At 69.7% G+C, this 22,536-nt stretch carries 19 protein-coding genes; 9 read left to right on the top strand and 10 right to left on the bottom strand.

The genetic code is table 11. From position 1 onward, the window contains the following. Window position 1: 1 nt before the first annotated feature. The 6 genes from pafA to arc all read right to left on the bottom strand — a co-directional run bounded on the left by pafA (window position 2) and on the right by arc (window position 7,153). Window positions 2-1,360 carry a Pup--protein ligase gene (gene pafA, locus WA640_RS21155; protein WP_106365807.1) on the bottom strand — a complete coding sequence of 453 codons (1,359 nt, stop codon included), beginning with the start codon at window positions 1,358-1,360 and terminating at the stop codon, window positions 2-4. A 172-nt stretch (window positions 1,361-1,532) separates the two neighbouring features. Next, complete coding sequence (gene prcA / locus WA640_RS21150) at window positions 1,533-2,336, bottom strand: proteasome subunit alpha (RefSeq protein ID WP_106365806.1); 804 nt, start codon at window positions 2,334-2,336, stop codon at window positions 1,533-1,535. A 15-nt stretch (window positions 2,337-2,351) separates the two neighbouring features. Then, window positions 2,352-3,146: a proteasome subunit beta gene (gene prcB, locus WA640_RS21145; RefSeq protein ID WP_335990321.1), complete on the bottom strand. Its 795-nt coding sequence runs from the start codon at window positions 3,144-3,146 to the stop codon at window positions 2,352-2,354. Between the two features lie 157 nt (window positions 3,147-3,303). Then, complete coding sequence (locus tag WA640_RS21140) at window positions 3,304-3,519, bottom strand: ubiquitin-like protein Pup (protein ID WP_106365804.1); 216 nt, start codon at window positions 3,517-3,519, stop codon at window positions 3,304-3,306. Between the two features lie 111 nt (window positions 3,520-3,630). Next, a complete protein-coding gene (gene dop, locus WA640_RS21135; RefSeq protein ID WP_106365803.1) occupies window positions 3,631-5,136 on the bottom strand; it encodes a depupylase/deamidase Dop in 1,506 nt (501 codons plus the stop codon). Window positions 5,137-5,371: 235 nt separating this feature from the next. Beyond that, a complete protein-coding gene (arc, locus tag WA640_RS21130) occupies window positions 5,372-7,153 on the bottom strand; it encodes a proteasome ATPase (RefSeq protein WP_106365802.1) in 1,782 nt (593 codons plus the stop codon). A 116-nt stretch (window positions 7,154-7,269) separates the two neighbouring features. Here arc and WA640_RS21125 point away from each other — a divergent pair, with 116 nt between their 5' ends. Then, on the top strand, window positions 7,270-7,557 hold the full coding sequence (locus tag WA640_RS21125) for a ferredoxin (protein WP_106365801.1): 288 nt from the start codon (window positions 7,270-7,272) through the stop codon (window positions 7,555-7,557). 98 nt (window positions 7,558-7,655) lie between these two features. Here the strand turns inward: WA640_RS21125 and WA640_RS21120 are convergent, their stop codons facing one another. From WA640_RS21120 to WA640_RS21110, 3 genes are read right to left on the bottom strand one after another with little or no spacing between them, the layout of a single operon-like run. Beyond that, a complete protein-coding gene (locus tag WA640_RS21120; RefSeq protein WP_146148180.1) occupies window positions 7,656-8,561 on the bottom strand; it encodes a tRNA (adenine-N1)-methyltransferase in 906 nt (301 codons plus the stop codon). Window positions 8,562-8,599: 38 nt separating this feature from the next. After that, window positions 8,600-9,703: a M50 family metallopeptidase gene (locus WA640_RS21115; protein ID WP_335990318.1), complete on the bottom strand. Its 1,104-nt coding sequence runs from the start codon at window positions 9,701-9,703 to the stop codon at window positions 8,600-8,602. 54 nt (window positions 9,704-9,757) lie between these two features. Further along, window positions 9,758-10,501: a class I SAM-dependent methyltransferase gene (locus tag WA640_RS21110; RefSeq protein WP_335990316.1), complete on the bottom strand. Its 744-nt coding sequence runs from the start codon at window positions 10,499-10,501 to the stop codon at window positions 9,758-9,760. A 77-nt stretch (window positions 10,502-10,578) separates the two neighbouring features. On the opposite strand from WA640_RS21110, the gene WA640_RS21105 reads away from it, so the two are divergent. The 7 genes from WA640_RS21105 to WA640_RS21075 all read left to right on the top strand — a co-directional run bounded on the left by WA640_RS21105 (window position 10,579) and on the right by WA640_RS21075 (window position 20,528). Next, entirely contained in the window at window positions 10,579-11,409 is an 831-nt protein-coding gene (locus WA640_RS21105; RefSeq protein ID WP_335990315.1) for a RecB family exonuclease, read from the top strand. A 65-nt stretch (window positions 11,410-11,474) separates the two neighbouring features. After that, window positions 11,475-12,710, top strand: coding sequence for a sensor histidine kinase (locus tag WA640_RS21100; RefSeq protein ID WP_335990313.1), 1,236 nt, complete (start codon window positions 11,475-11,477; stop codon window positions 12,708-12,710). Continuing rightward, complete coding sequence (locus WA640_RS21095) at window positions 12,707-13,384, top strand: response regulator (protein WP_106365796.1); 678 nt, start codon at window positions 12,707-12,709, stop codon at window positions 13,382-13,384. Before WA640_RS21100 ends, WA640_RS21095 begins: the two co-directional genes overlap by 4 nt. 288 nt (window positions 13,385-13,672) lie before the next feature. Beyond that, on the top strand, window positions 13,673-14,449 hold the full coding sequence (locus WA640_RS21090; RefSeq protein ID WP_335990312.1) for an ABC transporter ATP-binding protein: 777 nt from the start codon (window positions 13,673-13,675) through the stop codon (window positions 14,447-14,449). Window positions 14,450-14,451: 2 nt separating this feature from the next. Continuing rightward, complete coding sequence (locus WA640_RS21085) at window positions 14,452-16,977, top strand: ABC transporter permease (RefSeq protein WP_335990311.1); 2,526 nt, start codon at window positions 14,452-14,454, stop codon at window positions 16,975-16,977. A gap of 208 nt (window positions 16,978-17,185) precedes the next feature. Beyond that, a complete protein-coding gene (locus WA640_RS21080) occupies window positions 17,186-17,977 on the top strand; it encodes an ABC transporter ATP-binding protein (RefSeq protein WP_335990310.1) in 792 nt (263 codons plus the stop codon). 4 nt (window positions 17,978-17,981) lie between these two features. Next, window positions 17,982-20,528 (top strand): ABC transporter permease, encoded by a 2,547-nt coding sequence (locus WA640_RS21075; protein ID WP_335990309.1) that lies wholly within the window; start codon window positions 17,982-17,984, stop codon window positions 20,526-20,528. Window positions 20,529-20,598: 70 nt separating this feature from the next. Here WA640_RS21075 and WA640_RS21070 read toward each other — a convergent pair whose 3' ends face one another. Then, on the bottom strand, window positions 20,599-22,041 hold the full coding sequence (locus tag WA640_RS21070; RefSeq protein WP_335990308.1) for a sugar porter family MFS transporter: 1,443 nt from the start codon (window positions 22,039-22,041) through the stop codon (window positions 20,599-20,601). Between the two features lie 295 nt (window positions 22,042-22,336). Between WA640_RS21070 and WA640_RS21065 the strand changes: the two genes are divergently transcribed. Then, the gene (locus WA640_RS21065; protein ID WP_157974657.1) at window positions 22,337-22,486 is read left to right on the top strand and encodes a hypothetical protein; all 150 of its coding nucleotides are present in this window, start codon (window positions 22,337-22,339) and stop codon (window positions 22,484-22,486) included. Window positions 22,487-22,536 lie beyond the last annotated feature (50 nt).

Below are 22,536 nucleotides of genomic sequence, written 5' to 3'. Positions count from 1 at the left end.
CTCACATGCTGGCGATGAGCTTGTCCACGCGCTCGTCGCGCGAGCGGAACGGGTCCTTGCACAGCACGGTGCGCTGCGCCTGGTCGTTGAGCTTCAGGTGCACCCAGTCGACGGTGAAGTCGCGGCGCTTCTCCTGCGCCTTGCGGATGAACTCGCCGCGCAGGCGCGCGCGCGTGGTCTGCGGCGGCACCTCCTTGGCCTCGAACACCTCGACGTCCTGCGTGATCCTGTCGGCCTCGCCGCGCTTCTCCATCAGGTGGTGCAGGCCGCGCCCGCGCCGGATGTCGTGGTAGGCGAGGTCGAGCTGGGCGACGCGCGGGCTCGACAGCGGCAGGCCGCGCTTCTCGCGGTACCGCTCGATGAGCTTGTACTTCGCGACCCAGTCGATCTCGCGCGAGATCGTGTCGAGGTTGCCGTCCTCAACGGCCTGGAGGACGCGGCCCCACAGCTCGATGACGCGCTTGGTGGTCGCGTCGGCGCCACGCTGGTCGACGAAGTCCATCGCCTTCTCCAGGTACTCGCGCTGGATGTCCAGTGCGGACGCCTCGCGTCCGCTCGCGAGGCGCACCAGGCGCTTCCCGGTCGTGTCGTGGCTGATCTCGCGGATGGCCCGGATCGGGTTCTCCAGGGTGAGGTCGCGCATGGTCACGCCGGTCTCGATCATCCGCAGCACCAGGTCGGCGGAGCCGATCTTGAGCATCGTGGTGATCTCGTTGATGTTCGAGTCGCCGACGATGACGTGGAGGCGGCGGTACCGCTCGGCGTCGGCGTGCGGCTCGTCGCGGGTGTTGATGATGGGGCGCGAGCGGGTGGTCGCGGAGGAGACGCCCTCCCAGATGTGCTCGGCGCGCTGCGACAGGCAGAAGCGCGCGCCCCGCGGGGTCTGGAGGACCTTGCCGGCGCCGCAGATGAGCTGGCGGGTGACGAGGAACGGGATGAGGACCTCGGCGAGGCGCCCGAACTCGCCGTGGCGGCTGACGAGGTAGTTCTCGTGGCAGCCGTAGGAGTTCCCGGCGGAGTCGGTGTTGTTCTTGAACAGGTAGATGTCCCCGGCGATGCCCTCGTCGTGGAGGCGCTTCTCCGCGTCGATCATGAGGCCTTCGAGGATGCGCTCGCCGGCCCGGTCGTGCTTGACCAGGTCCTCGACGGAGTCGCACTCGGGGGTGGCGTACTCGGGGTGGGAGCCCACGTCGAGGTAGAGGCGGGCGCCGTTGCGGAGGAACACGTTGGAGGAGCGGCCCCAGGAGACCACACGCCTGAAGAGGTATCGGGCCACTTCGTCCGGAGACAGGCGGCGCTGTCCCCTGAAGGTGCAAGTGACCCCGTATTCGGTCTCCAGTCCGAAAATGCGCCTGTCCATGTCGAAACCCTACCCCGATTCGGTTGAGGAGAACACCCCTCGCGGTCGAACGGTTTCGCTCCGCGACGGGCGTGTTGACGGTCTTGGCGGGGTCGCGGGGGCGCTGGCGCCCCCGCGACCGTCCACTTGCGTGCGGGAGTTTCGTTGTCCGTGAATGCGGCTCGGGCCGTTGCTATTCGCTCGGCTCGGGCCTTTCGCCCTTGTCGGGCGTGTCCGGTTCGGCGGCCGGGTCGTCGTCCCCGATGACGTCGTCGGGGTCGACCTCGGAGGGCTCGTCGTCGGCGCGCGGCATGAGCGCGTCGAGGGCGAGGCCCTCGATGCGCCGGAAGGCGCGGCCGGGGCGGGCGCGTTCGAGGACGGCCACTTCGAGGACGTCGGTGGTCAGCTCGCGGCGGGTGCCGTTGCCGCCGTCCGAGGAGAGCGCCCGCAGCGCCAGCGCGAACGCGTCGGCGAGCGGGGCGTCGGCGTCGTGGCCTTCGGAGAGGACCTCGACGAGCTGCTCGGCGGCGCCACCCATGGCGAGGTAGCCGGGCTCGTCGTTGATCGAGCCGTCGAAGGTGAGCCGGTAGAGCTCGTCGGCCTCGGGGGACGCCCCGACGCCGGCGACGCAGATCTCGACCTCGAAGGGCTTGGTCTGCTCCGAGAAGATCGCGCCGAGCGTCTGCGCGTAGGCCTTGGCGAGGCTGGCGGCGGTGACGTCGCGGCGGTCGTAGGAGTAGCCGCGCAGGTCGGCCATCCTCACGCCCGCGGTGCGGAGGTTCTCGAACTCGTTGTACTTGCCGACGGCGGCGAAGCCGATGCGGTCGTACAGCTCGTAGACCTTGTGGAGCGCCGAGGAGACGTTCTCGGCGACCAGGAGGACCCCGTCGGCGCACGAGAGCACGACGACGTTGCGGCCGCGGGAGATGTTCTTGCGGGCGAACTCGGCCCGGTCCCGCATGATCTGCTCGGGACTGGTGTAGAACTGCATGGCCATGTCAGGCTCCTCTCCTTATCCGTAGGGGTTCTCGGTGCGGGCCGCGATGACCGAGCGGGCCAGGTCGGCGACGACGGCGTCGTCGATGCGCCTGGAGCCCTCGGCGGTGGCGGACATGACCACGGGGTAGAGGTCGCGGATCGGGTCGGGTCCGCCGGTGGCGGAGTCGTCGTCCGCGGCGTCGTAGAGCGCCTCGACGGCGGCCTTGACGGCGTCCTCGGTGCTGAGGCCGCGCCGGTAGCGCTTCTTCAGCGAGCCCTTGGCGAAGATCGAGCCGGAGCCGATCGAGTCGTAGTCGCGTTCGGCGTAGACGCCGCCGACGACGTCGAAGCTGTAGATCTTCCCGGCTTCGGCGACGGAGGGCGCGTCGTTGTCGAACCCCGCGAACAGGGGGACGACGGCGAGGCCCTGCATGGCCATGCCGAGGTTGCCGCGCAGCATGGAGGCGAGGCGGTTCGCCTTGCCGTTCAAGGTGAGCGGTGCGCCTTCGAGCTTCTCGTAGTGTTCGAGTTCGACCTGGTAGAGCTTGATGAGCTCGATGCCGAGCCCGGCGGTGCCGGCCATGCCGACGAGCGAGTAGCCGTCGGCGGGGAAGACCTTCTCGATGTCGCGGCTGGCGATGTAGTTGCCGGACGTGGCCCGCCGGTCGCCCGCCATGACGACGCCTTCGGCGGTCTTGAGCGCCACGATCGTGGTCGCGTGGGCGCTCATCTCGGCGAAGTCGCCGGGGGGCAGGGGCCTGCGCCCCGGCAGCAGTTCAGGCGCCGTCTGCATGAGGAACTCCGAGAAGGAGGAGGTTCCAGCCGTCATATACGCGTTGGGCAGTTTGCCTGGGAATCCTTGACCTGTCACGACATGACCTCCCTGATTCTCTATTCTTTTCGACGCTCGGCCGAGTTCCGACTGGACGGTGCCAGGCCCCGGTGCGCCTGTGCGTCACACCAGGCCCTGTCGACCGCAGGTGCGGCTACTGGCCGCCCTTCTGCACGAACGAGCGCACGAACTCCTCGGAGTTGGTCTCCAGGACCTCGTCGATCTCGTCGAGCAGGTCGTCGACTTCTTCGGTCATCGCCTCGTGGCGTTCGGCGATCTCGGGGTCTACAGCGGCCTCGGTGGTCTCGGCGTCTGCTTCCTGCCGTGACCGCTGCGACTGCGACTGCCCGCCGGAGTCCTTCGCTGCCATAGCTGTTCCCTTCTACCTCGACGGTGCATAAACCGTACCGCGAGAGTACGACAGCACGCCAGATACGACGCTGTACCGCTCTGTAATATTCCCGCGGCGGAGCGGTGTCGGCTAATCGGCGGTGATGACGTCGAGGAGGTCCTTCGCGGCCTCGCAGCGCTCGAACAGCTCCCCCACATGGGCTTTGGTGCCCTTTTCGGGCTCCATCATGGGCACTCGCACGAGCGAGTCGGCGCCGACGTCGAAGATGACGGAGTCCCACGAGGCCGCGACGACCTCGGAGGGGTAGCGCGAGAGGCACCGGCCGCGGAAGAACGCGCGGGTGTCGGCGGGCGGCTCGGTCATCGCGTTGATGATCTCGGTGTCGGTGAGCAGCCGCTTCATCTTGCCGCGGGCCACGAGCCGGTGGTAGAGGCCCTTCTCGGGGCGCACGTCGTGGTACTGGAGGTCGATGGCCTGGAGCTTCGCGGCGCCCCAGTCGAGGTTCTCGCGCTGCCGGTAGCGGTCGAGCAGGGAGAGCTTCGCGGGCCAGTCGAGCATGTCGGCCAGCTCCATGGGGTCGCGGGCCAGCGCGTCGAGGACGTACGCCCACAGGTCGAGGACCTCGCGGGTGTCGGGGTCGGCGTCGGCGCCGCAGTAGGCCTCGGCCTGCTCCAGGATGGACTGCTGGAGTTCGACCGCGGTGAGCCGCTTGCCGTTGCGCAGTTCGATCTTGTGCGTGAGCGTGGGGTCGTGGGAGACGGCGCGGAGCTCGGCGACGGGCTCGGCGATGCCGAGGGAGCCGTCGAAGGCGCCCGATTCGATCATCGCGAGGACGATCGAGGCGGTGCCGGTCTTGAGGAACGTGGCGTGCTCGGCGAGGTTGGCGTCGCCGATGATGACGTGGAGGCGGCGGTACCGCTCGGCGTCGGCGTGCGGCTCGTCGCGGGTGTTGATGATGGGCCGCTTCAGGGTGGTCTCCAGGCCGACCTCGACTTCGAAGAAGTCGGCGCGCTGGGAGATCTGGTAGCGGTGCTCGGAGGCGTCCTGGCCGATGCCGATGCGCCCGGCGCCCGCGAAGACCTGGCGGGTGACCAGGAACGGCGTGAAGTGGGCGACGATGTCCGCGAAGGGGGTCTGGCGCGACATGAGGTAGTTCTCGTGCGCGCCGTAGGAGGCGCCCTTGTTGTCGGTGTTGTTCTTGTACAGGTTGATCGGGCCGATGCCGGGCGTGTGGGCGGCCCGGAGGGCGGCCTCGGCCATGGTCATCTCGCCGGCCTTGTCGAACAGCACGATCTCGCGGGGGTTGGTGACCTCGGGCGTGGAGTACTCGGGGTGCGCGTGGTCGACGTAGAGGCGCGCGCCGTTGGTGAGGATGACGTTGGCGAGCCCGGAGTCCTCGTCGGCGAGGTTCTCGGCGGGGTCGTAGAGGGCCCCGGTGTACGTGAAGCCGCGGGCGTCGCGCAGGGGGGTCTCCTCCTCGTAGTCCCACCTGGCCCGTCCGCCCTTGGACAGCTCGGGGCGGGCGGCGTAGGCGTTGACGATCTGCGAGGAGGTCACCATCGGGTTGGCCCCCGGCTGGCCCGGCACGGAGATCCCGTATTCGATCTCGGTGCCCATGATGCGGCGAACGGTCATGCCTTCGAGCCTAGTCCGTCCCGGCCCCTTTGCGCCCCCTCGGAGTGCGCTCGACTGGATTTCCGCGGACTCGATGTGCACGTTGTTCAATGGCTGCGGCTTCATGGACGGCGGTTACCCGGATGCGTGCGCGCGACACGCCGGACGCAGGAGCGATCGGCCGGCGGACGAATCCGCCGACCGATCCCTTTGATCTGCTGTTTAGAGGCCGCGCAGCCCGGTACCTTCCGCTTCGCTACAGGTACTGTCCGGTGTTCGACACGGTGTCGATGCTGCGGCCGGAGTCCGCGCCCTTGCCGGAGACGAGCGTGCGGATGTAGACGATCCGCTCGCCCTTCTTGCCGGAGATGCGGGCCCAGTCGTCCGGGTTGGTGGTGTTCGGCAGGTCCTCGTTCTCGCGGAACTCGTCCACCGTGGAGTCGATCAGGTGGCTGAGCCGGATGCCCCGCGACTGCGAGGTGAGGAAGTCCTTGATGGCCATCTTCTTGGCGCGGGCCACGATGTTCTCGATCATGGCGCCGGAGTTGAAGTCCTTGAAGTACAGGACCTCCTTGTCGCCGTCGGCGTAGGTCACTTCGAGGAAGCGGTTCTCGTCGACCTCGGAGTACATCCGCTCGACGACCGCCTGGATCATCGAGGCCACGGTGGCGTCCCGGTCCTTGTCGTGCTCGGCGAGGTCGTCGTCGTGCAGCGGCAGGGTCGGGGTGATGTACTTCGAGAAGATGTCCTTCGCGGACTCGGCGTCGGGCCGCTCGATCTTGATCTTGACGTCCAGGCGGCCGGGCCGCAGGATCGCCGGGTCGATCATGTCCTCGCGGTTGGAGGCGCCGATGACGATGACGTTCTCCAGGCCCTCGACGCCGTCGATCTCCGACAGGAGCTGCGGGACGATCGTGTTCTCGACGTCGGAGGACACGCCCGAGCCGCGGGTGCGGAAGATCGAGTCCATCTCGTCGAAGAACACGATGACCGGCATGCCCTCGCTGGCCTTCTCGCGGGCCCGCTGGAAGACCAGGCGGATGTGCCGCTCGGTCTCGCCGACGTACTTGTTCAGCAGCTCCGGGCCCTTGATGTTGAGGAAGAAGCTCTTGGAGGAGGTCTCCTCGCCGCGCATCTCGGCGACCTTCTTGGCCAGCGAGTTGGCGACGGCCTTGGCGATGAGCGTCTTGCCGCAGCCGGGAGGGCCGTAGAGCAGGATGCCCTTCGGCGGGCGCAGCTCGTGCTCGCGGAAGAGGTCGGCGTGCAGGAACGGGAGCTCCACGGCGTCGCGGATCATCTCGATCTGCCCGTCGAGGCCGCCGATGTCGTAGTAGTCGACGTCGGGGACCTCTTCGAGGACGAGCTCCTCGACCTCGCTCTTCTGGATGCGCTCGTACGCGTAGCCCGCGCGCGGCTCGATCATGACCGAGTCGCCGGCGCGCAGCGGCCCGTTGATGAGCGCGTCGGAGAGCAGCACGACCCGCTCCTCGTCGGCGTGGCTGGTGACCAGGGCCCGGTCGGGAGGTCCGCCGCTCGGGTTCTCGATGAGCTCCTTGAGCGTGACGACCTCGCCGATGCGCTCGTAGTCGAGGACCTCGACCACGTTCATGGCGTCGTTGAGCAGGACCTCCTGGCCGCGCTCCAGCTCCTCGGGGTCGATCGAGGGGGCGAGGGACACCCGGAACTTGCGACCGGAGGTGAAGACGTCTACGGTGCCGTCCTCGCGCGCGCCCAGGAACACGCCGTACCCGGACGGCGGCTGGGCGAGCCGGTCGATTTCCTCTTTCAGTGAGACGATCTGCTCGCGGGCCTCTTTCAAGGTCGCCACGAGGCGCTCGTTCTGCTCCGACAGGCGGTCGATCTGGGATTGGGCGGCGGCGAGCCGCTCCTCCAGGATGTGCATGTGTCGGGGCGTTTCGGTGAGACGGCGCCGTGCCGCGGCCAGTTCTTCCTGGAGCTCTTCGACCTGTCCTGACAGTTCGTCGCGCTCTGAGCCCTGGCCCAGGTTCTGTCGACGGTCATCGTTGCTTCGTGCCACGGGTCACACCTCCCAGGAGAGTGTTGCTACTCCAACCGTAGCTGGCTGGGGAGGCCAATAGTAAGGCTCGCCACCGACATTGCGCTACATTCTCGATGCGATTTAATGTGGGAGCCATGGCTGTGGAACGTGAACTCGAAGTCTCGATCGACCAGGACGCGTGCACCGGGGACGGGCTCTGCGTGCAGTACGCCCCCGACGTGTTCGAGTTCGACATCGACGGCCTCGCGTACGTGAAGGACACTCAGGGCGAGCTGTTGACTACGGCGGGTTCGCAAGTCAGCGTGCCCGAGCACCTGCGACTGGACATTGTGAACGCCGCGCACGACTGCCCCGGCGAGTGCATCTACGTCCGCGACCGCGCGAGCAAGGAGGCCGTCGCCGGACCCGGCGCCGACGACTAGACCGAACGACCGAAGCGCGGCCCCGCTTATGCGGAGCCGCGCTATCTTGTTTCAGCACTTGGGAAGTCGTGAATCCGACTCTCGAAAACCGCGGATTGTTACTGTTCCGTTACTTCTTCATCGGGGGCCGCCCCGGCTTCGGCGGCGATCCGCGCGTTCCGCTCCCGCAGCGCCTGCTGGCCCTTCGAGGGCTTCAGCTTCCGCGCCGGGGCCACCGTCCCGGGGGCGAGCTTGCGCGCGGTGATGAGGAACGCGGTGTGGGCGATCATGCGGTGGTCCGGGCGGACCGCCAGGCCCTCCAGATGCCAGCCGCGGATGAGCGACTCCCACGCCTCGGGCTCGGTGAAGGTCTTGCGCTCTCGCAGGGCCTCGACGAGTTCGGACATCTGCGTGGTGGTCGCGACGTATCCGATGAAGACACCGCCGGGCCGCAGGATTCGCTCTACTGTGTCCAGTACCTCCCACGGGGAGAGCATGTCGAGCACGACCCGGTCGACCGGCGCGTCGAGCTCGGCTTCGGCCACGTCCCCCACCGTCAGCGTCCACTGCTCGGGCAGCTCCCCGTAGTAGCCCGCGACGTTCTCCTGCGCGATCTTCGCGAAGTCCTCGCGCAGCTCCCACGAGAACACGCGGCCGGTCGGGCCCACGGCCCGCAGCAGCCAGTTCGTGAGCGCCCCGGAGCCCGCCCCGGCCTCGACGACGCGCGCGCCCGGGTAGATGTCGCCGAACGTGAGGATCTGCGCGATGTCCTTGGGGTAGATGACCTGGGCGCCGCGTCGCATCGACAGGCCGTAGTCCGGCAGCAGCGGGCGCAGCGCCAGGTAGGCGGTGCCGCCCTCGGTGGTGACCGTGACGCCGTCGGGCCTGCCGATGAGGTCGTCGTGGAACAGCCTGCCCCGGTGGGTGTGGAAGGCGCCGCCCTCGGCGAGGGTGATCGTGGCCTTCCGGTTCTTCGCGTCGGTCAGTTGGACGCGGTCGCCCGGCGCCAGCAGGTCAGATGCCACTTTGCCTCGTGTCTCCTTCGGTTCAGGTCCGAAGCATCTTAACGGAGGGCTTTGACCACGTCGGCGGTGTAGAGCAGCCCTGTCAGGCGCCCCTCATCGACCACGAAGAACCGGTCCGCGCCGCTCTTGCCGATCGCGTCGACGAGCGCCTGGCCGGTCAGGCCGGCCCCGAGCCCGGGGATCTGCTGCGCCGAGCGCAGGAGCCCGGCCAGCGGCATGGCGGCGACCTGGTCGGGCGGCACGGCCTCGGCGCTGGCGCGGTCGAGCACGCCCACCGGGCGCCCGTCGACGGCCACGACCTCCTTGTCCCCCGCCGCGGCGAGGGCCTCGCCGAGGGTCGCCGAGGCGCTCACGACGACGACCGGGCGGGCGAGCCGCGCGGCGTCGAGGGCCTTGACGCGCGGGCCCATGCGGGCGGCGCGGATCGCGCCCGTCGCGCCGCGCCACAGCTCGAACGCGACCATGAGCAGCAGGATCAGGCCGATCCAGGAGAACATGCGGTTGGAGAACAGCCACAGGCCCGCGCCGACGGTGCCGACGGCGACGACGCGCCCGGCCCACCCGGCGACCCGGTAACCGCTCCAGCGGTCGCCCGTGGCGGCCCAGATGCCCGCCTGGAGGGCCTTGCCGCCGTCCAGGGGCAGGCCCGGGAGCAGGTTGTAGGCGGCTACGAGGAGGTTCGCCACGCACACCTGGAAGCTCAGCTGCCAGCCGAGCGTGCCCACGTCGATGACGGCGACGCCCGCGAGCCCCGCCAGGCCCAGCAGCAGCGAGACGGCCGGGCCCGCCAGCGCGATGGCGGCGGCCGTCGAGGGCTTCGGCGCCTCGCGGTCCATCTCGGTGAAGCCGCCGAGGGCGTCGAGGTTGATCTGGCGCACGCCGATCCCGGCGCGCAGGCTCACCAGCGCGTGCCCGAGCTCGTGCAGGAACACCGACAGGAGCAGGGTGAGCGCGAACAGGGCGGCGACCGCGAGCGAGGCGCCCGCGCCGATGCCGGGGACCGAGCGCTGGACGATCGGCGCGTAGACGGCGACGACCATCGCGGCGAGGATGAGCCACGTGTAACCGAGCGTCACGGGGATGCCCTTGACGCGGACGAGCGTGAAACCGGAGCGGCGGAAGGCCAGGACGTTGGTCGACATCGGCGGCAATGCTACGCGCCCGGACCCGTGGGGTCCGGGCGCGGTTGGACCGGGTCAGACGGGCCTGACGCGGAAGGCGTGGGTCCGGTAGGGCATCGCGAAGGTCTCGCGTCCGGCGAGGTCGGGGTGGGTGGCGATGAGGTCCTCGACGCGGGCGACGAGGTCGCGCCGGCGGTCGGCGTCGGCGGTGAGGTAGTAGGAGCGGGACTGGACGAGCCGGATCAGGCCGTCGGCGTCGAGGGGCTTCTCGTGCCGGAAGACCCGCACCTCGGGTTCGCCGAAGCCGGGCTCGAAGTAGCCGGGCTCGGCGGCGCGGGTGGCCATCTGCTCGCCTTTGGAGGAGCCGACGATCTCGGTGAGGCGCTCGACCCAGTCGACGGACTCGTCGCGGAGGTTCCAGATCGGGGCCAGGACGCCGCCGGGGCGCAGGACGCGGCGCAGCTCGGGGAGGGCCCTGGGGCGGTCGAACCAGTGGAAGGCCTGGCCGGCGGTGATGACGTCGGCGCTCGCCTCGGAAAGCGGAAGCGCTTCGGCGCTGCCGACCAGTGCGTCGACGAGCCCCGTGGTGGCGGCGGTGAGCTTGGCGAGCATCTGCTCGTCGGGGTCGACGGCGGTGACGCGGTGGCCGAGGGCGATGAGGCCGCGGGTGAGCAGGCCGGTCCCGGCGCCGACGTCGACGACGTCGGCGGGCGCGTCCCCGGCGAGCCAGGCGAGGGCCTCGGCGGGGTAGGCGGGGCGGGCGGCGTCGTAGAGGTCGGCGGCCTGGCCGAAGGAGCGCGCTTGCTGCTGGTTCGTCATACCTAAACCGTACGTGCGTTATGTTAAAAAGTCCAGCGGCCCGAAGGCATGTCGGCGCCCCGTCCTATGCTCAAGGGATGTCGAACGCCACCCGACCGACCCAGCTGTCCCCTTCGCGCGCCGGGGATTTCAAGCAGTGCCCGCTGCTGTACCGGTTCCGGGCGGTCGACCGCCTGCCCGAGCCGTCCTCAAGGGCGCAGGTGCAGGGGACGCTCGTCCACGCGGTCCTGGAGCGGCTGTACGAGCTGGAGGCGGGGCGGCGCACCCCTGAGGAGGCGCTGGCGCTCATCGAGCCGGAGTGGACGCGCCTGAACGCGTCCCAGGAGTACTCGGAGCTGTTCGACGGCCTGAGCGACGAGTCCGACTGGCTGCGCGGGGTGCGGCGCCTGGTCGAGACGTACTTCGCGATGGAGGACCCGCAGCGCCTCCAGCCGCACCGCACGGAGTGCCTGGTGACGACCACGCTCGACGACGGCACGCAGCTGAAGGGGTTCATCGACCGGGCCGACGTGAACCCGGCGGGGCTGGTGCGCCTGGTGGACTACAAGACGGGGAAGCGCCCGCCGGACCGGTTCGCGGACAAGGCGCTGTTCCAGATGAAGTTCTACGCGCTGGTGTGGTGGCGCACCCGCGGGAAGGTGCCGACGCTGCTGCGGCTGATGTACCTCGGCGACGGCCAGGTGCTCGACTACTCGCCGACCGAGCGGGAGCTGGAGCAGTTCGAGCGCACCCTCAAGGCGCTGTGGGCGTCGATGCGGGAGGCGATCGCCACGGGCCTGTTCCGGCCGCAGAAGTCGAAGCTGTGCGGCTGGTGCGCGCACCAGAAGCTGTGCCCGGAGTTCGGCGGGGAGCCCCCGGCGTACCCGCTGACGACCGTCCTTCCAGGACTGGAGATGCCTCCTCCCTGAGACGGATCCGCGAATCATTCCCACGTTCGATGAAACGGGAGTGACCGGCGGATACGGTATAGAGCGTGCACGCCGCCTCCGCCTTCCACCGCTTCCGCTACTGGCTCCACGAGCGGCCCTTCCTCGCCGACTGCCTGCTCGCGGTGGTCCTCGGGGTCGCGTACACGGGGTTCTTCGCCGCGACGGCGCAGCTCGCGCCCGACTACGCGCTTGAGTGGCCGCAGTCGCTGCTGATCCTGGCGCCGTTCTCGGTCATCGCGCTGCGGCGGCGGGCGCTGTGGGCGGGCGTGGTCCTCGGCCTCGCGATCATGGCTGTCGCGGTGTTCTGGGAGCCCGCGCAGGTCATGGGCGCCGACAGCGGCATCGGGTTCTTCGTGCTCACGTACACCGCGGCCGCGTGGCGGCCGGCGAAGACGGCGCTGCTCGCGTCGGCCGCGATCTGGGTGCCGGTCGCGGGGGTCATCTACGCGGGCGTCGGCGCCGAGATCGACCACATCACCGCCACGATCCTCGTCATGGTCAACCTCGTCATGGCCGCCACGGTGTTCTGGATCGGGTGGGTCGTGCGGAACCGGCGCGAGAAGGTCGAGGAGCTGTCGGACCGGGCCCGGTTCGCCGAGGAGCGGCAGGAGGCCCTCGCGGCCCAGGCCGTCGCGGACGAGCAGCGGCGCATTGCCCGCGAGCTCCACGACGTCGTCGCGCACCACATCTCGGTCATCGGGGTGATGTCGGAGGGCGCCAAGCGGGTCCTGCGCACCGACCCCGACGCGGCCGAGGAGGCGCTGACGACGGTGAACCAGACCGCGCGCACCGCGCTGCGCGAGATGCGCGACATCCTCACCGTCCTGCGCAACGGCCATGAGGAGAGCGACCGCGCCGAACTCGAACCGCAGCCTACAGTGGACTCGCTGCGGGCGCTGGTGGCGCAGACCAAGGAGGCCGGCCTGCCGGTGCGCTACACCGTCCGCGGCGAGGAGTACCCGCTGCCGACGGGCGTGAGCCTGGCGGTCTACCGGATCGCGCAGGAGGCCCTGACGAACACGATCAAGCACGCCGGGCCCCACGCGAGGGCCGGCGTCGTCGTCGACTACGGCGACCAGGAGTTCCGGATCTCCGTGGGCGACTCCGGGACCGGGGCGCCGGCCGCCTCCGGGTTCTCCGGCGGCCACGGCCTGATCGGCATGCGCGAGCGCGCCACGCTGTACGGCGGCACGCTTGAGGTCGGGCCCCGGCCCGGCGGCGGGTACCTCGTCGAGGCCCGCTTCCCCAAGAACGCCCACCTCCAGGGAGTGACCACATGAGCGACCGGCCGATCCGCCTCCTCCTGGCCGACGACCAGCAGCTGCTGCGCGCCGGCTTCAAGATGGTGCTCGGCGCCGAGACCGACATCGACATCGTCGGCGAGGCCGGCGACGGCGTCGAGGCGTTCGAGCTGACCCGCAGGCTGGTGCCGGACGTGGTCCTCATGGACATCCGCATGCCGCGGCGCGACGGCGTCGCGGCGACCGCCGACATCGTGCAGGCGAACCTGCCGACGCGGGTCCTGGTGCTCACCACGTTCGACCTCGACGAGTACGTCGTGGGCGCGCTGCGGTCCGGGGCCGCGGGGTTCCTCACCAAGGACGCCCCCGCCGCCGACCTCGTCGAGGCGATCCGCACCGTCCACCGCGGCGGCGCCGTCGTCGCCCCGCACATCCTCTCGACGCTGCTGGGGCGCTTCGCGCAGCACCGCGGCGCCGACGACGACCGCACCCCCGCGATCCTCGGCGCGCTCACCGCCCGCGAGAAGGAGGTCCTCATGCTCCTGGCGAAGGGCCTCACGAACGCCGAGATCGCCGACTCCCTCACCGTCGGCGAGACCACCGTCAAGACGCACGTCGGCCACCTGCTCACCAAGCTCGGCGTCCGCGACCGCGTCCAGGCCGTGGTCCTCGCCTACGAGACCGGCCTCGTCAAGCCCGGCACGACCGGCTGACCTGCCCGGCCTCCTCCCACGGTGCCGCCCCCTCCGCCTGCGGGCGTAGGCGAAGACCGTTCTCGAAGCGGATGCGGGCGGCCCGGGGAACGCATATCGTCGAAACCGATGATGCGGGCCACGATGCCGAATGACATCAGCTATGATGTCAGAATCCGGCGTTTCGACGTCACAGGTTCGCATCGCGAACAGCAGCAAGGCTCCACGGGGCGGCGCCCCGCGGAGCGCAGGAAACCAGCACACCGAATCCCTCGGAACCCGACACCTTCACCCGAAAGCGAGAGCGTCGTGTCCACCGCATCCCCCGTCAAGACCACCGCCGTATCGGCCGAAGGCGTCTGGAAGGCCTACGGCACGGGCGAAGCCCAGGTCGTCGCCCTCCGCGACGTCTCCGTCCAGTTCGCCTCCGGCGCGTTCACCGCGATCATGGGCCCCTCCGGGTCCGGCAAGTCCACCCTCATGCACTGCCTCGCCGGGCTCGACACCACCGACCGCGGCACCGTCCACATCGGCGACACCCCCGTGACCGGCCTCAGCGACAAGGCCCTCACGAAGCTCCGCCGCGACAAGATCGGCTTCATCTTCCAGCAGTTCAACCTGCTGCCCACGCTCACCGCGGAGGAGAACATCACGCTCCCCGCCGCCATCGCGGGCGCCAAGGCCGACCCCGACTGGATCAAGAAGATCATCCACACCCTCGACCTCACCGACCGCCTGTCGCACAAGCCGACCGAGCTCTCGGGCGGCCAGCAGCAGCGCGTCGCCTGCGCCCGCGCGCTGGCCTCGCGGCCCGAGGTCGTGTTCGCCGACGAGCCCACCGGCAACCTCGACACGCGCTCGGGCGCCGAGGTCCTGCGGTTCCTGCGCACCAGCGTCGACGACTTCGGGCAGACCATCGTCATGGTCACCCACGACCCCAGCGCCGCCGCCTACGCCGACCGCGTGGTCTTCCTCGCCGACGGCCAGATCGTCGAGGACATGACCGACCCGACCGCCGACAAGGTCATCGACAAGATGAAGCACTTCGAGGAACTCGTCGCCGCCGCCCAGGAAGCCGCCGCCTAGCCATGCTCCGTGCCACCCTCAAGGGGATGGCGAGCCGCAAGGCCCGCCTCGTCCTCACCAGCCTCGCCGTCGTCCTGGGCACCATGTTCGTGGCCGCGGCGATGGTCCTCACCGCGACCATGGAGAAGTCCGTCTCCGGGGTCATCGCCGACGCCTTCACCGGCGTCGACGCGGTCGTCACCTCCGCGGAAGACCCGGCCGCCGCCCAGGGCAACACCCCCAGCGCCACCCTCATCCCCGCCGACGTCCTCGACACCGTCCGCGGCGTCGACGGCGTCGACACGGCCGACGGCGACGTCTCCGGCCAGGTCAACGCCATCGGCGACGACGGGAAGCTCGTGGGCGCCTTCGCCCCCACCATCGGCTTCAACTGGAACGACCAGTCCACCGGCTACAACGAGATCCGCGACGGCCGCGGCCCGCAGGCCGACGACGAGGTCATCGTCTCCGCCCAGTTCGTCACCGACGCCGGACTGTCCATCGGCGACACCGTCACCGCCTACTCCTACTCCGCCGACCGCGCCGACTACGAGATCGTCGGCGTCTTCGGCCTCAGCGGCGACCGCGACTCCCTCGCCGGGGAGACGCAGATGGGCTTCACCACCGCCGAAGCGCAGCGCCTGCTCACCCAGGGCGAGAACGCCTACATGACGATCTACGTCACCGGGGACGCCGCCACCGGCGACATCGCCGATGCGATCGGCGCCGACTACCGCGTCCAGACCGGCGAGGAGGCCTCGGAAGAGGCCGCCGAGGGCTTCGCGGCCGTCGCCGACATCATGGGCTACATCTTCCTCGGCTTCGGCCTCGTCGCCGTGTTCGTGTCGGTGTTCCTCATCATCAACACCTTCACCATCATCGTGGCCCAGCGCCAGCGCGAGCTCGCGCTCCTGCGGGCCATCGGCGCCGCGCGCGGCCAGGTCGTCGGCTCGGTCCTCGCCGAAGCCGCCGTCATCGGCGTCATCGCCTCCATCGCCGGCCTCGGCCTCGGCGTGCTGCTCGGCTGGGGCCTGTCCCAGCTCGTCAGCTCCTCCGCGATGGGCGGACTGCCCGTGGAACTCGAAGTCCCGCCGACGTCCCTGTGGGCGCTCGCGGTCGGCATCGGCGTCACCGTCCTGTCCGCGATCATCCCCGCCGTCAGGGCCTCAGGCGTCCCGCCGGTCGCCGCCATGCGCGAGGCGGTCAACCCGCCGAAACCGCTGCGCGGCATCACCATCGCCGGGCTCGCGGTCACCGCGGTCGGCGGCGTCCTGGTCGCCCTGGGCCTCACCGACAACCTCGGCGACCTCGGCCTGACCGGGTTCCTCACCGGCGTGGGCATCGCGTTCGTCGGCATCACGCTGCTGACTCCGATCCTGTCGCGCCCGCTCGTGGCGCTCCTCGGCGCAGTCATGTCGTGGTCGTTCTCGGGCCGCCTCGGCAAGCTCAACGCCGGGCGCAACCCGCGGCGCACCGCGATCACCGCCTCGGCGCTCATGATCGCCGTCGCGCTGGTCACCGGCATCGCCACGATCGTCTCCAGCTTCAAGGAGACCACCGCCGAGCTCGCGGACCAGAACCTCGACTCCGACCTCATCGTCATGGGCCAGCAGGGGGCCAACATCCCCACGTTCGCGCCCGAGACGCTCGCCGAGATCAAGGCCCTGCCCGACGTGTCCGCCGTCGGCGACATGTACGGCGAGTTCTTCGGCGCCGAAGTCGACGGCCGCCAGACCGCGCTGCTCGCCAGCGAGGACCTCCCCACGAGCCTGGGGATCTTCTCCGGGACCGTGGCCGAGGGCTCGGCCGACCTCCCCGACGACGGCCTCGCCGTCAACGAGTCCGCCGCCGCCGACTACGGCGTCGAGCTCGGGGACACCGTGCCCGTGACGTTCGCCGACGGCACCGAGGTGCCGCTGCGCGTCTCGGCGATCCTCGACGACGCGCTCCTCACCGACGGCTGGTGGGTCGCGCCCGCGCAGATCGAGCACTTCACCGTGCCGAAGCCGATGCAGGCGTACATCCAGGTCGCCGACGGCGCCGACGTCGACGCCGTCCAGGACCAGGTCGACGACATCCTCGCCGACGAGCCCGAAGTGAGCGTCACCAACAACGCCGACTTCGTGGAGCAGCAGACCTCGCAGCTCGACGTCCTGCTGAACTCGGTGCAGATCCTGCTCGCGCTGGCGATCATCATCGCGATCATCGGCGTGGTCAACACCCTGGTCCTGTCGGTCCTCGAACGCACCAGGGAGCTGGGGCTCCTGCGCGCGATCGGCATGACCCGCGGCCAGGCCCGGCGCATGATCACCGTCGAGTCGGTCATCATCTGCCTGTTCGGCGCGGTGCTCGGTATCGCCGTCGGCATCGGCCTGGGCTGGACGGTCCAGCAGGCGCTCGAAGAGGAGGGCCTCACCAGCTTCGCGCTCCCATGGGACCTCATCGTCACGTACCTCGTCGCGGCCGTCGCGGTGGGCCTGCTCGCCGCGATCGCCCCGGCGGCCCGCGCGGCGAAGCTGAACGTGCTCAACGCCATCGCCTACGAATAAGCCTTCACCCCAACAGGAAACCAGGAGAGGGGCGGCGCCGGAAGGCGCCGCCCCTCCCGTCTGCCCGCTCCCCCTCGGCCGAAAGACGGAGGCCGCGCGCGGGGCTCCGACCTGCGGAGGAGCCGAGCTCTGGCCCGCGGACCGAAGCGCATATGCGGGCGCGTCCATAGCCTTGAAAGGACAGTCACCCGATCAGAAAGGCGCTCCCGTGCCACTCGCGAATCCCCCCGCCCCGCAGCTCACCAGGACCCGCTCCGCCGTCACGGCCGCCAACCTGTGGCGCGCCTACGGCTCCGGCGAGGCCCAGGTCGTGGCCCTGCGCGACGTCTCGGTCCAGTTCGCCTCCGGCGCGTTCACCGCGATCATGGGCCCGTCGGGCTCGGGCAAGTCGACGCTCATGCACTGCCTCGCCGGCCTCGACACCACCGACCGCGGCACCGTCCACATCGGCGAGACCGCGATCACGGGCCTGAACGACAAGGCCCTCACGAAGCTCCGCCGCGACAAGATCGGCTTCATCTTCCAGCAGTTCAACCTGCTCCCGACCCTGACGGCCGAGGAGAACATCCTCCTGCCGGCCTCGATCGCCGGGGCGAAGGCCGACCCGGAGTGGATCGCCCGCATCATCGCCACGCTCGACCTCGCCGACCGCCTCACCCACAAGCCGACCGAGCTCTCCGGCGGCCAGCAGCAGCGCGTCGCCTGCGCCCGCGCCCTCGCCACCCGCCCCGAGGTGGTCTTCGCCGACGAGCCCACCGGCAACCTCGACACCCGCTCCAGCGGCGAGGTCCTGCGGTTCCTGCGCCGGTCCGTCGACGACTTCGGGCAGACCATCGTCATGGTCACCCACGACCCGAGCGCCGCGGCCCACGCGGACCGCGTCGTGTTCCTCGCCGACGGCCAGATCGTCGAGGACCTCCACCGGCCCACCGCCGACGCCGTCATCGACACCATGCGCGGCTTCGAGAACCGCGTCCCGCTCGCCGGAGAGGCCCGCTAAGCACATGCTCCGCGCAACCCTGAAGGGCATGGCGGCCCGCAAGGCCCGCCTGATCCTCACCAGCCTCGCCGTCGTCCTCGGCTCGGCCTTCATCGCCGCCGCCCTCGTCCTCACCGCGTCCATCCGCGCCACGGTGGACGACCTCAGCGGCGACGCATACAAGGGCGCCGACGTCATCGTCCAGCCCGTCGAGCCCGAGAACCGCGGCGACCGGCTCGTCCGCGACGGCGTCGCCGCCGAGACCCTCGCCGCGATCGAGGCGAACGGCGACGTCGCCGACGTCAGCACCACCGTCACCTGGATGGTCAACGCCCTCGGCGAGGACGGCAAGATCGTCGGCGGCTTCGCGCCGACCATGGCCGTCAACTGGGGCGACGAGTCCGTCGAGCGCGAGATGCGCGAAGGCCGCGCCCCCGAGGCCGACGGCGAAGTCGCGGTCTCGGCCCAGTTCGCGACCGAATCGGGGCTCCGCCTCGGCGACACCGTCACCGCCTACTCCCTGTCCACCGACGAGACCCCGTACGAGATCGTCGGCGTCTACGGCTACGCCGGAGGCCGCGACTCCCTCTCGGGTTCAACGGAACTCGCGTTCACCACGACCGAGGCGCAGCGCCTGGTCTTCGGCGGCGAGGACGTCTACTCGGCCGTGGCGGTCACCGCCGCCGACGGCGTGGGCGCCGACGAGCTGCTCAAGGCCCTCGAACCGGCCGTCGGCGCCGAGTCCGAGGCCATCACCCACCAGGCATATGTGGACGACCTGAACGCCGAGAGCGCCGAAGTCACCAGCGTCATCGGCTACTTCCTGCTCGGCTTCGGCCTCATCGCCGTGTTCGTGTCGGTGTTCCTCATCGCGAACACCTTCTCCATCGTGATCGCCGGGCGCCTCAAGGAGATCGCGATGATGCGCGCCATCGGCGCGGGCCGCGGCCAGATCATCTGCTCCGTCCTCGCCGAAGCGGGCCTGCTCGGCGCGGCCGCCGCGGTCGTCGGCGCCGGCCTCGGCGTCGCCGCGGGCGCGGGCCTGACTTCGGTGGTCGCCAACGGCTTCCTCGACACCGCCACCACGAGCGTCGCGATCCCCTGGAGCGCCCCGCTCGCGGCCGTCGGCGTCGGCCTCGGCGTCACCGTCCTCTCCGCGCTCGTCCCGGCCGTGCGGGCCTCCAAGACCCCGCCCGTCGAGGCCATGCGCGAAGCGGTCAAGGCCGACAAGCCGATCACCGGCGTCACCGTCACCGGCCTCGTCGTCACCCTGCTCGGCGCCGCCGGGATCGTCCTGGGACTCAACGAGACCTTCGGCACCGACGACGCCAACCTCATGGCCGCGGCCGTCGGCGCGGGCGTCGTGTTCGTCGGCGTCGCGCTCCTGACGGCATGGCTGTCGAAGCCCGTCGTCGCACTCCTCGGCGCGATCTGGTCCTGGTCCTTCGCCGGGCGGCTGGGGCGCCTCAACGCCTCCCGCAACCCGCGGCGCACCGCCGTCACCGCGGCCGCGCTCATGATCGGCGTGACCCTCGTGACCGCCACGGCCACACTGCTCACCAGCGTCAAGGAGAGCCTCGCCGAACGCTTCGACACCACCATCAAGGCCGAGCTGTTCGTCACCGGCCCGGTCACCGCCTCGGTCCCGGCCACGTTCGACCCCGAAGTGATGGACGAGATCCGGGCCGTCGACGGCGTCGAGGCCGCCGTGGACCTCTACTACGACCTCGCCCAGATCGACGGCACCGAGCAGTACGTCAACGCCAGCTCCGACATCGAAGGGGCCGTCACGCAGTTCGGCGGCGTCGTCACCGAAGGGTCCATGGAGGGCCTCGGCGAAGGCGAGATCGCCGCCAACGACTCCGCGGCCGAGCAGCTCGGCATCGGCATCGGCGACACCGTCACCGCGACGTTCAGCCGCGGCACCGAGGCCCACGAGTTCACCCTCGTCGCGATCATCGCCGACAACGAGGAGAGCGACGGCTTCTACGTGGACCCGGCCTACACCGCCGAGTTCTACACGCCCAAACCGAACATGGCCCTGGTCGACGTCGCCGACGGCGCCGACGTCGGGGACGTGACCGCCGAGGTCGAGGACCTCATCGCCGACCAGCCCTCGGTGAGCGTCCAGAACCACGAGGAGTACCTCTCGCAGGTCACGGTGTTCTTCGACTACGCCATCATCGCGATCCAGCTGCTGCTGGCGCTGGCGATGATCGTCGCGGTCATCGGCGTCATCAACACGCTGGTCCTGTCGGTCCTCGAACGCACCCGCGAGCTCGGGATGCTCAGGGCGATCGGCATGACCCGCGGGCAGACGACCCGCATGGTCACCGTCGAGAGCGTCACGATCGCCCTGTTCGGCGCCCTCCTGGGCATCGGCACGGGCCTGCTCCTCGGCTGGATCGTCCAGCAGGCGCTCGTGCCCACCGGCATCGAGTCCTTCGCGATCCCGACCGCGCTCATCGCCGCTTACCTCGCCGCGTCTGTCCTCGTCGGACTCCTCGCGGCCATCGCCCCGGCGGTGCGGGCCTCCAAGGTCGACATCCTCGGCGCGATCTCCTACGAGTAGGGCCTTTCTCGACAGCGGGGGAAACAGAAGCGGGGCGCCCTTTTGGGCGCCCCGCTTCACTGCGCGTGCGTCAGGTGGCGAGCTCGCCCCGCTCCAGGCTCTCCATGTCCTCCAGCTCGATGCCCTTCGTCTCCCGCACCATCTTCCAGACGAAGATGAACGAGATCAGCGCGAACAGCGAGTACAGGCCGTACGCCAGGAACAGGCCGGTCTGGGCCAGTTCGGGGAACGTGACGGTGATGAGCCAGTTGGAGATCCACTGCGCGGCCGCGGCGACGCCGAGCGCGGAGGCGCGGATCCGGTTGGGGAACATCTCCCCGAGGAGCACCCACACGACCGGGCCCCACGTGAACGCGAACCCGAACACGAACACGTTCGCCGCGATCAGCGCGGTCACGCCGGCGCCGTCGCTCAGGACCGGGTTGTTCTCGGCGTCCACGGGCGACGACGCGAAGATCACGGCCATGGTGCCGAGCGCGACGAACATGATCGCCGAGCCCGACAGCAGCAGCTTCTTGCGGCCGATCCGGTCGACCAGGTAGATCGCGAGGATCGTACCGGCGATGTTCACGATCGAGTTGATGACCGAGGTCAGGAACGCGTCGTTCTCGCTGAACCCGACGGACTGCCACAGCGACGTCGAGTAGTAGAAGATGACGTTGATGCCCACGAACTGCTGGAACATCGACAGGAAGATCCCGACCCACACGATCGGCAGCAGGCCGAGGCGCGGACCGCGCACGTCCGAGATGCGCGGCGGGTGGTCGCTGGAGAGCGTCCCCTGGATCTCGATGATCTTGTGGTCGACGTTCCCGCCGACGTACTTCAGGAGCACCTCGCGCGCCCGGTCGAGCTGCTGCTTCGCCACCAGGTAGCGCGGCGACTCGGGGATGTTCAGCGAGAACATGAAGTACACGAACGCGGGGATCGCGGCCGCCGCGAACATCCACCGCCACGCGGTCCCGCCCCACGGCACCTCGCCGCTCGCACCGCCGGCCGAGGCCTGGATGCCGTAGTTGACGATCAGCGCGCCGAAGATGCCGAGCACGATCGCGAACTGCTGCAACGAACCCAGCCTGCCGCGCAGGTGCGCGGGAGAGATCTCCGCGATGTACGCGGGCGCGATGACGCTCGCCGCGCCGATCGCGAAACCGCCGATGATGCGCCAGATCGTGAGGTCCACCGGGCCCGTCGCCAACGCGCTGCCCAGCGAGGTCACGAAGAACACGATCGCCGCGAGCATCATGACCTTGGGCCGGCCGATCCGGTTCGCGAGGGAGCCCGCGAACCAGGCGCCGACCGCGCAGCCGAGCAGGGCCGAGGAGACGACGATGCCGGTCTCGACCGAGCCGATCCCCCACTGCCGCTCAAGCGCGCCGGTCGTGCCGTTGATGACGGCCGTGTCGTATCCGAACAGGAAGCCGCCCAGGGCCGCGGCGATCGACACGAACAGCGCCGACCCGGTCGGCCCTTCGGGTTCACCGCGCAGCAGACCCTCATTGTCTGTCGTCATCACTCACTCCCGTACGCGACTTGAACCGATACCACACGTGCACGAATCCTAAGCTGCTAATGCCTTGAAGATCACGAATTGCCGGAATCCGAGACCTACCCTGGGCAGGAGTGGATCAACCCCGATGAGCCGCTGAGCGGCTCATCGATGAAAGCGGAGCGACGGGGAAGCACGGGATCAGACCAGAGTCCACTACTGTGACCCATCTAACTTGTGATGCCCACCATCATTGATTTATCGATGTGGGACAATACCTGAAGGGCAACACCCAGAGCCTGCAACGGAGGAGGCCAACGTGAGCACATTCTTCAGTGTCGTCGGTGCTATCGGAATCGCGATCGCGCTAGTGACAGTGTCGCTACTGACATTCCTGGTGACCGGCGCGATCTTCGGGATCGGCGTCGGAGTCGCCAAGGTCAGAGACGCGCTCTCGACTTCTTCGTAGGCATGCGAGAAGGCCCCCACCTTGCGGTGGGGGCCTTCCCTGTACGTTAA

The organism is Glycomyces sp. MUSA5-2, from assembly GCF_037034145.1.
GTDB lineage: Bacteria > Actinomycetota > Actinomycetes > Mycobacteriales > Micromonosporaceae > Glycomyces > Glycomyces artemisiae.
Note: the sequence above shows the minus strand (reverse complement) of the source record. Positions and strands in the feature narration are given on the sequence as shown.

Coding starts and splice junctions, on each gene's coding strand:
- pafA (WP_106365807.1), bottom strand. CDS start 1,360: ATGGACAGGCGCATTTTCGGACTGGAGACCGAATACGGGGTCACTTGC.
- prcA (WP_106365806.1), bottom strand. CDS start 2,336: ATGGCCATGCAGTTCTACACCAGTCCCGAGCAGATCATGCGGGACCGG.
- prcB (WP_335990321.1), bottom strand. CDS start 3,146: ATGACGGCTGGAACCTCCTCCTTCTCGGAGTTCCTCATGCAGACGGCG.
- WA640_RS21140 (WP_106365804.1), bottom strand. CDS start 3,519: ATGGCAGCGAAGGACTCCGGCGGGCAGTCGCAGTCGCAGCGGTCACGG.
- dop (WP_106365803.1), bottom strand. CDS start 5,136: ATGACCGTTCGCCGCATCATGGGCACCGAGATCGAATACGGGATCTCC.
- WA640_RS21125 (WP_106365801.1), top strand. CDS start 7,270: ATGGCTGTGGAACGTGAACTCGAAGTCTCGATCGACCAGGACGCGTGC.
- WA640_RS21115 (WP_335990318.1), bottom strand. CDS start 9,703: ATGTCGACCAACGTCCTGGCCTTCCGCCGCTCCGGTTTCACGCTCGTC.
- WA640_RS21110 (WP_335990316.1), bottom strand. CDS start 10,501: ATGACGAACCAGCAGCAAGCGCGCTCCTTCGGCCAGGCCGCCGACCTC.
- WA640_RS21105 (WP_335990315.1), top strand. CDS start 10,579: ATGTCGAACGCCACCCGACCGACCCAGCTGTCCCCTTCGCGCGCCGGG.
- WA640_RS21095 (WP_106365796.1), top strand. CDS start 12,707: ATGAGCGACCGGCCGATCCGCCTCCTCCTGGCCGACGACCAGCAGCTG.
- WA640_RS21085 (WP_335990311.1), top strand. CDS start 14,452: ATGCTCCGTGCCACCCTCAAGGGGATGGCGAGCCGCAAGGCCCGCCTC.
- WA640_RS21075 (WP_335990309.1), top strand. CDS start 17,982: ATGCTCCGCGCAACCCTGAAGGGCATGGCGGCCCGCAAGGCCCGCCTG.
- WA640_RS21070 (WP_335990308.1), bottom strand. CDS start 22,041: ATGACGACAGACAATGAGGGTCTGCTGCGCGGTGAACCCGAAGGGCCG.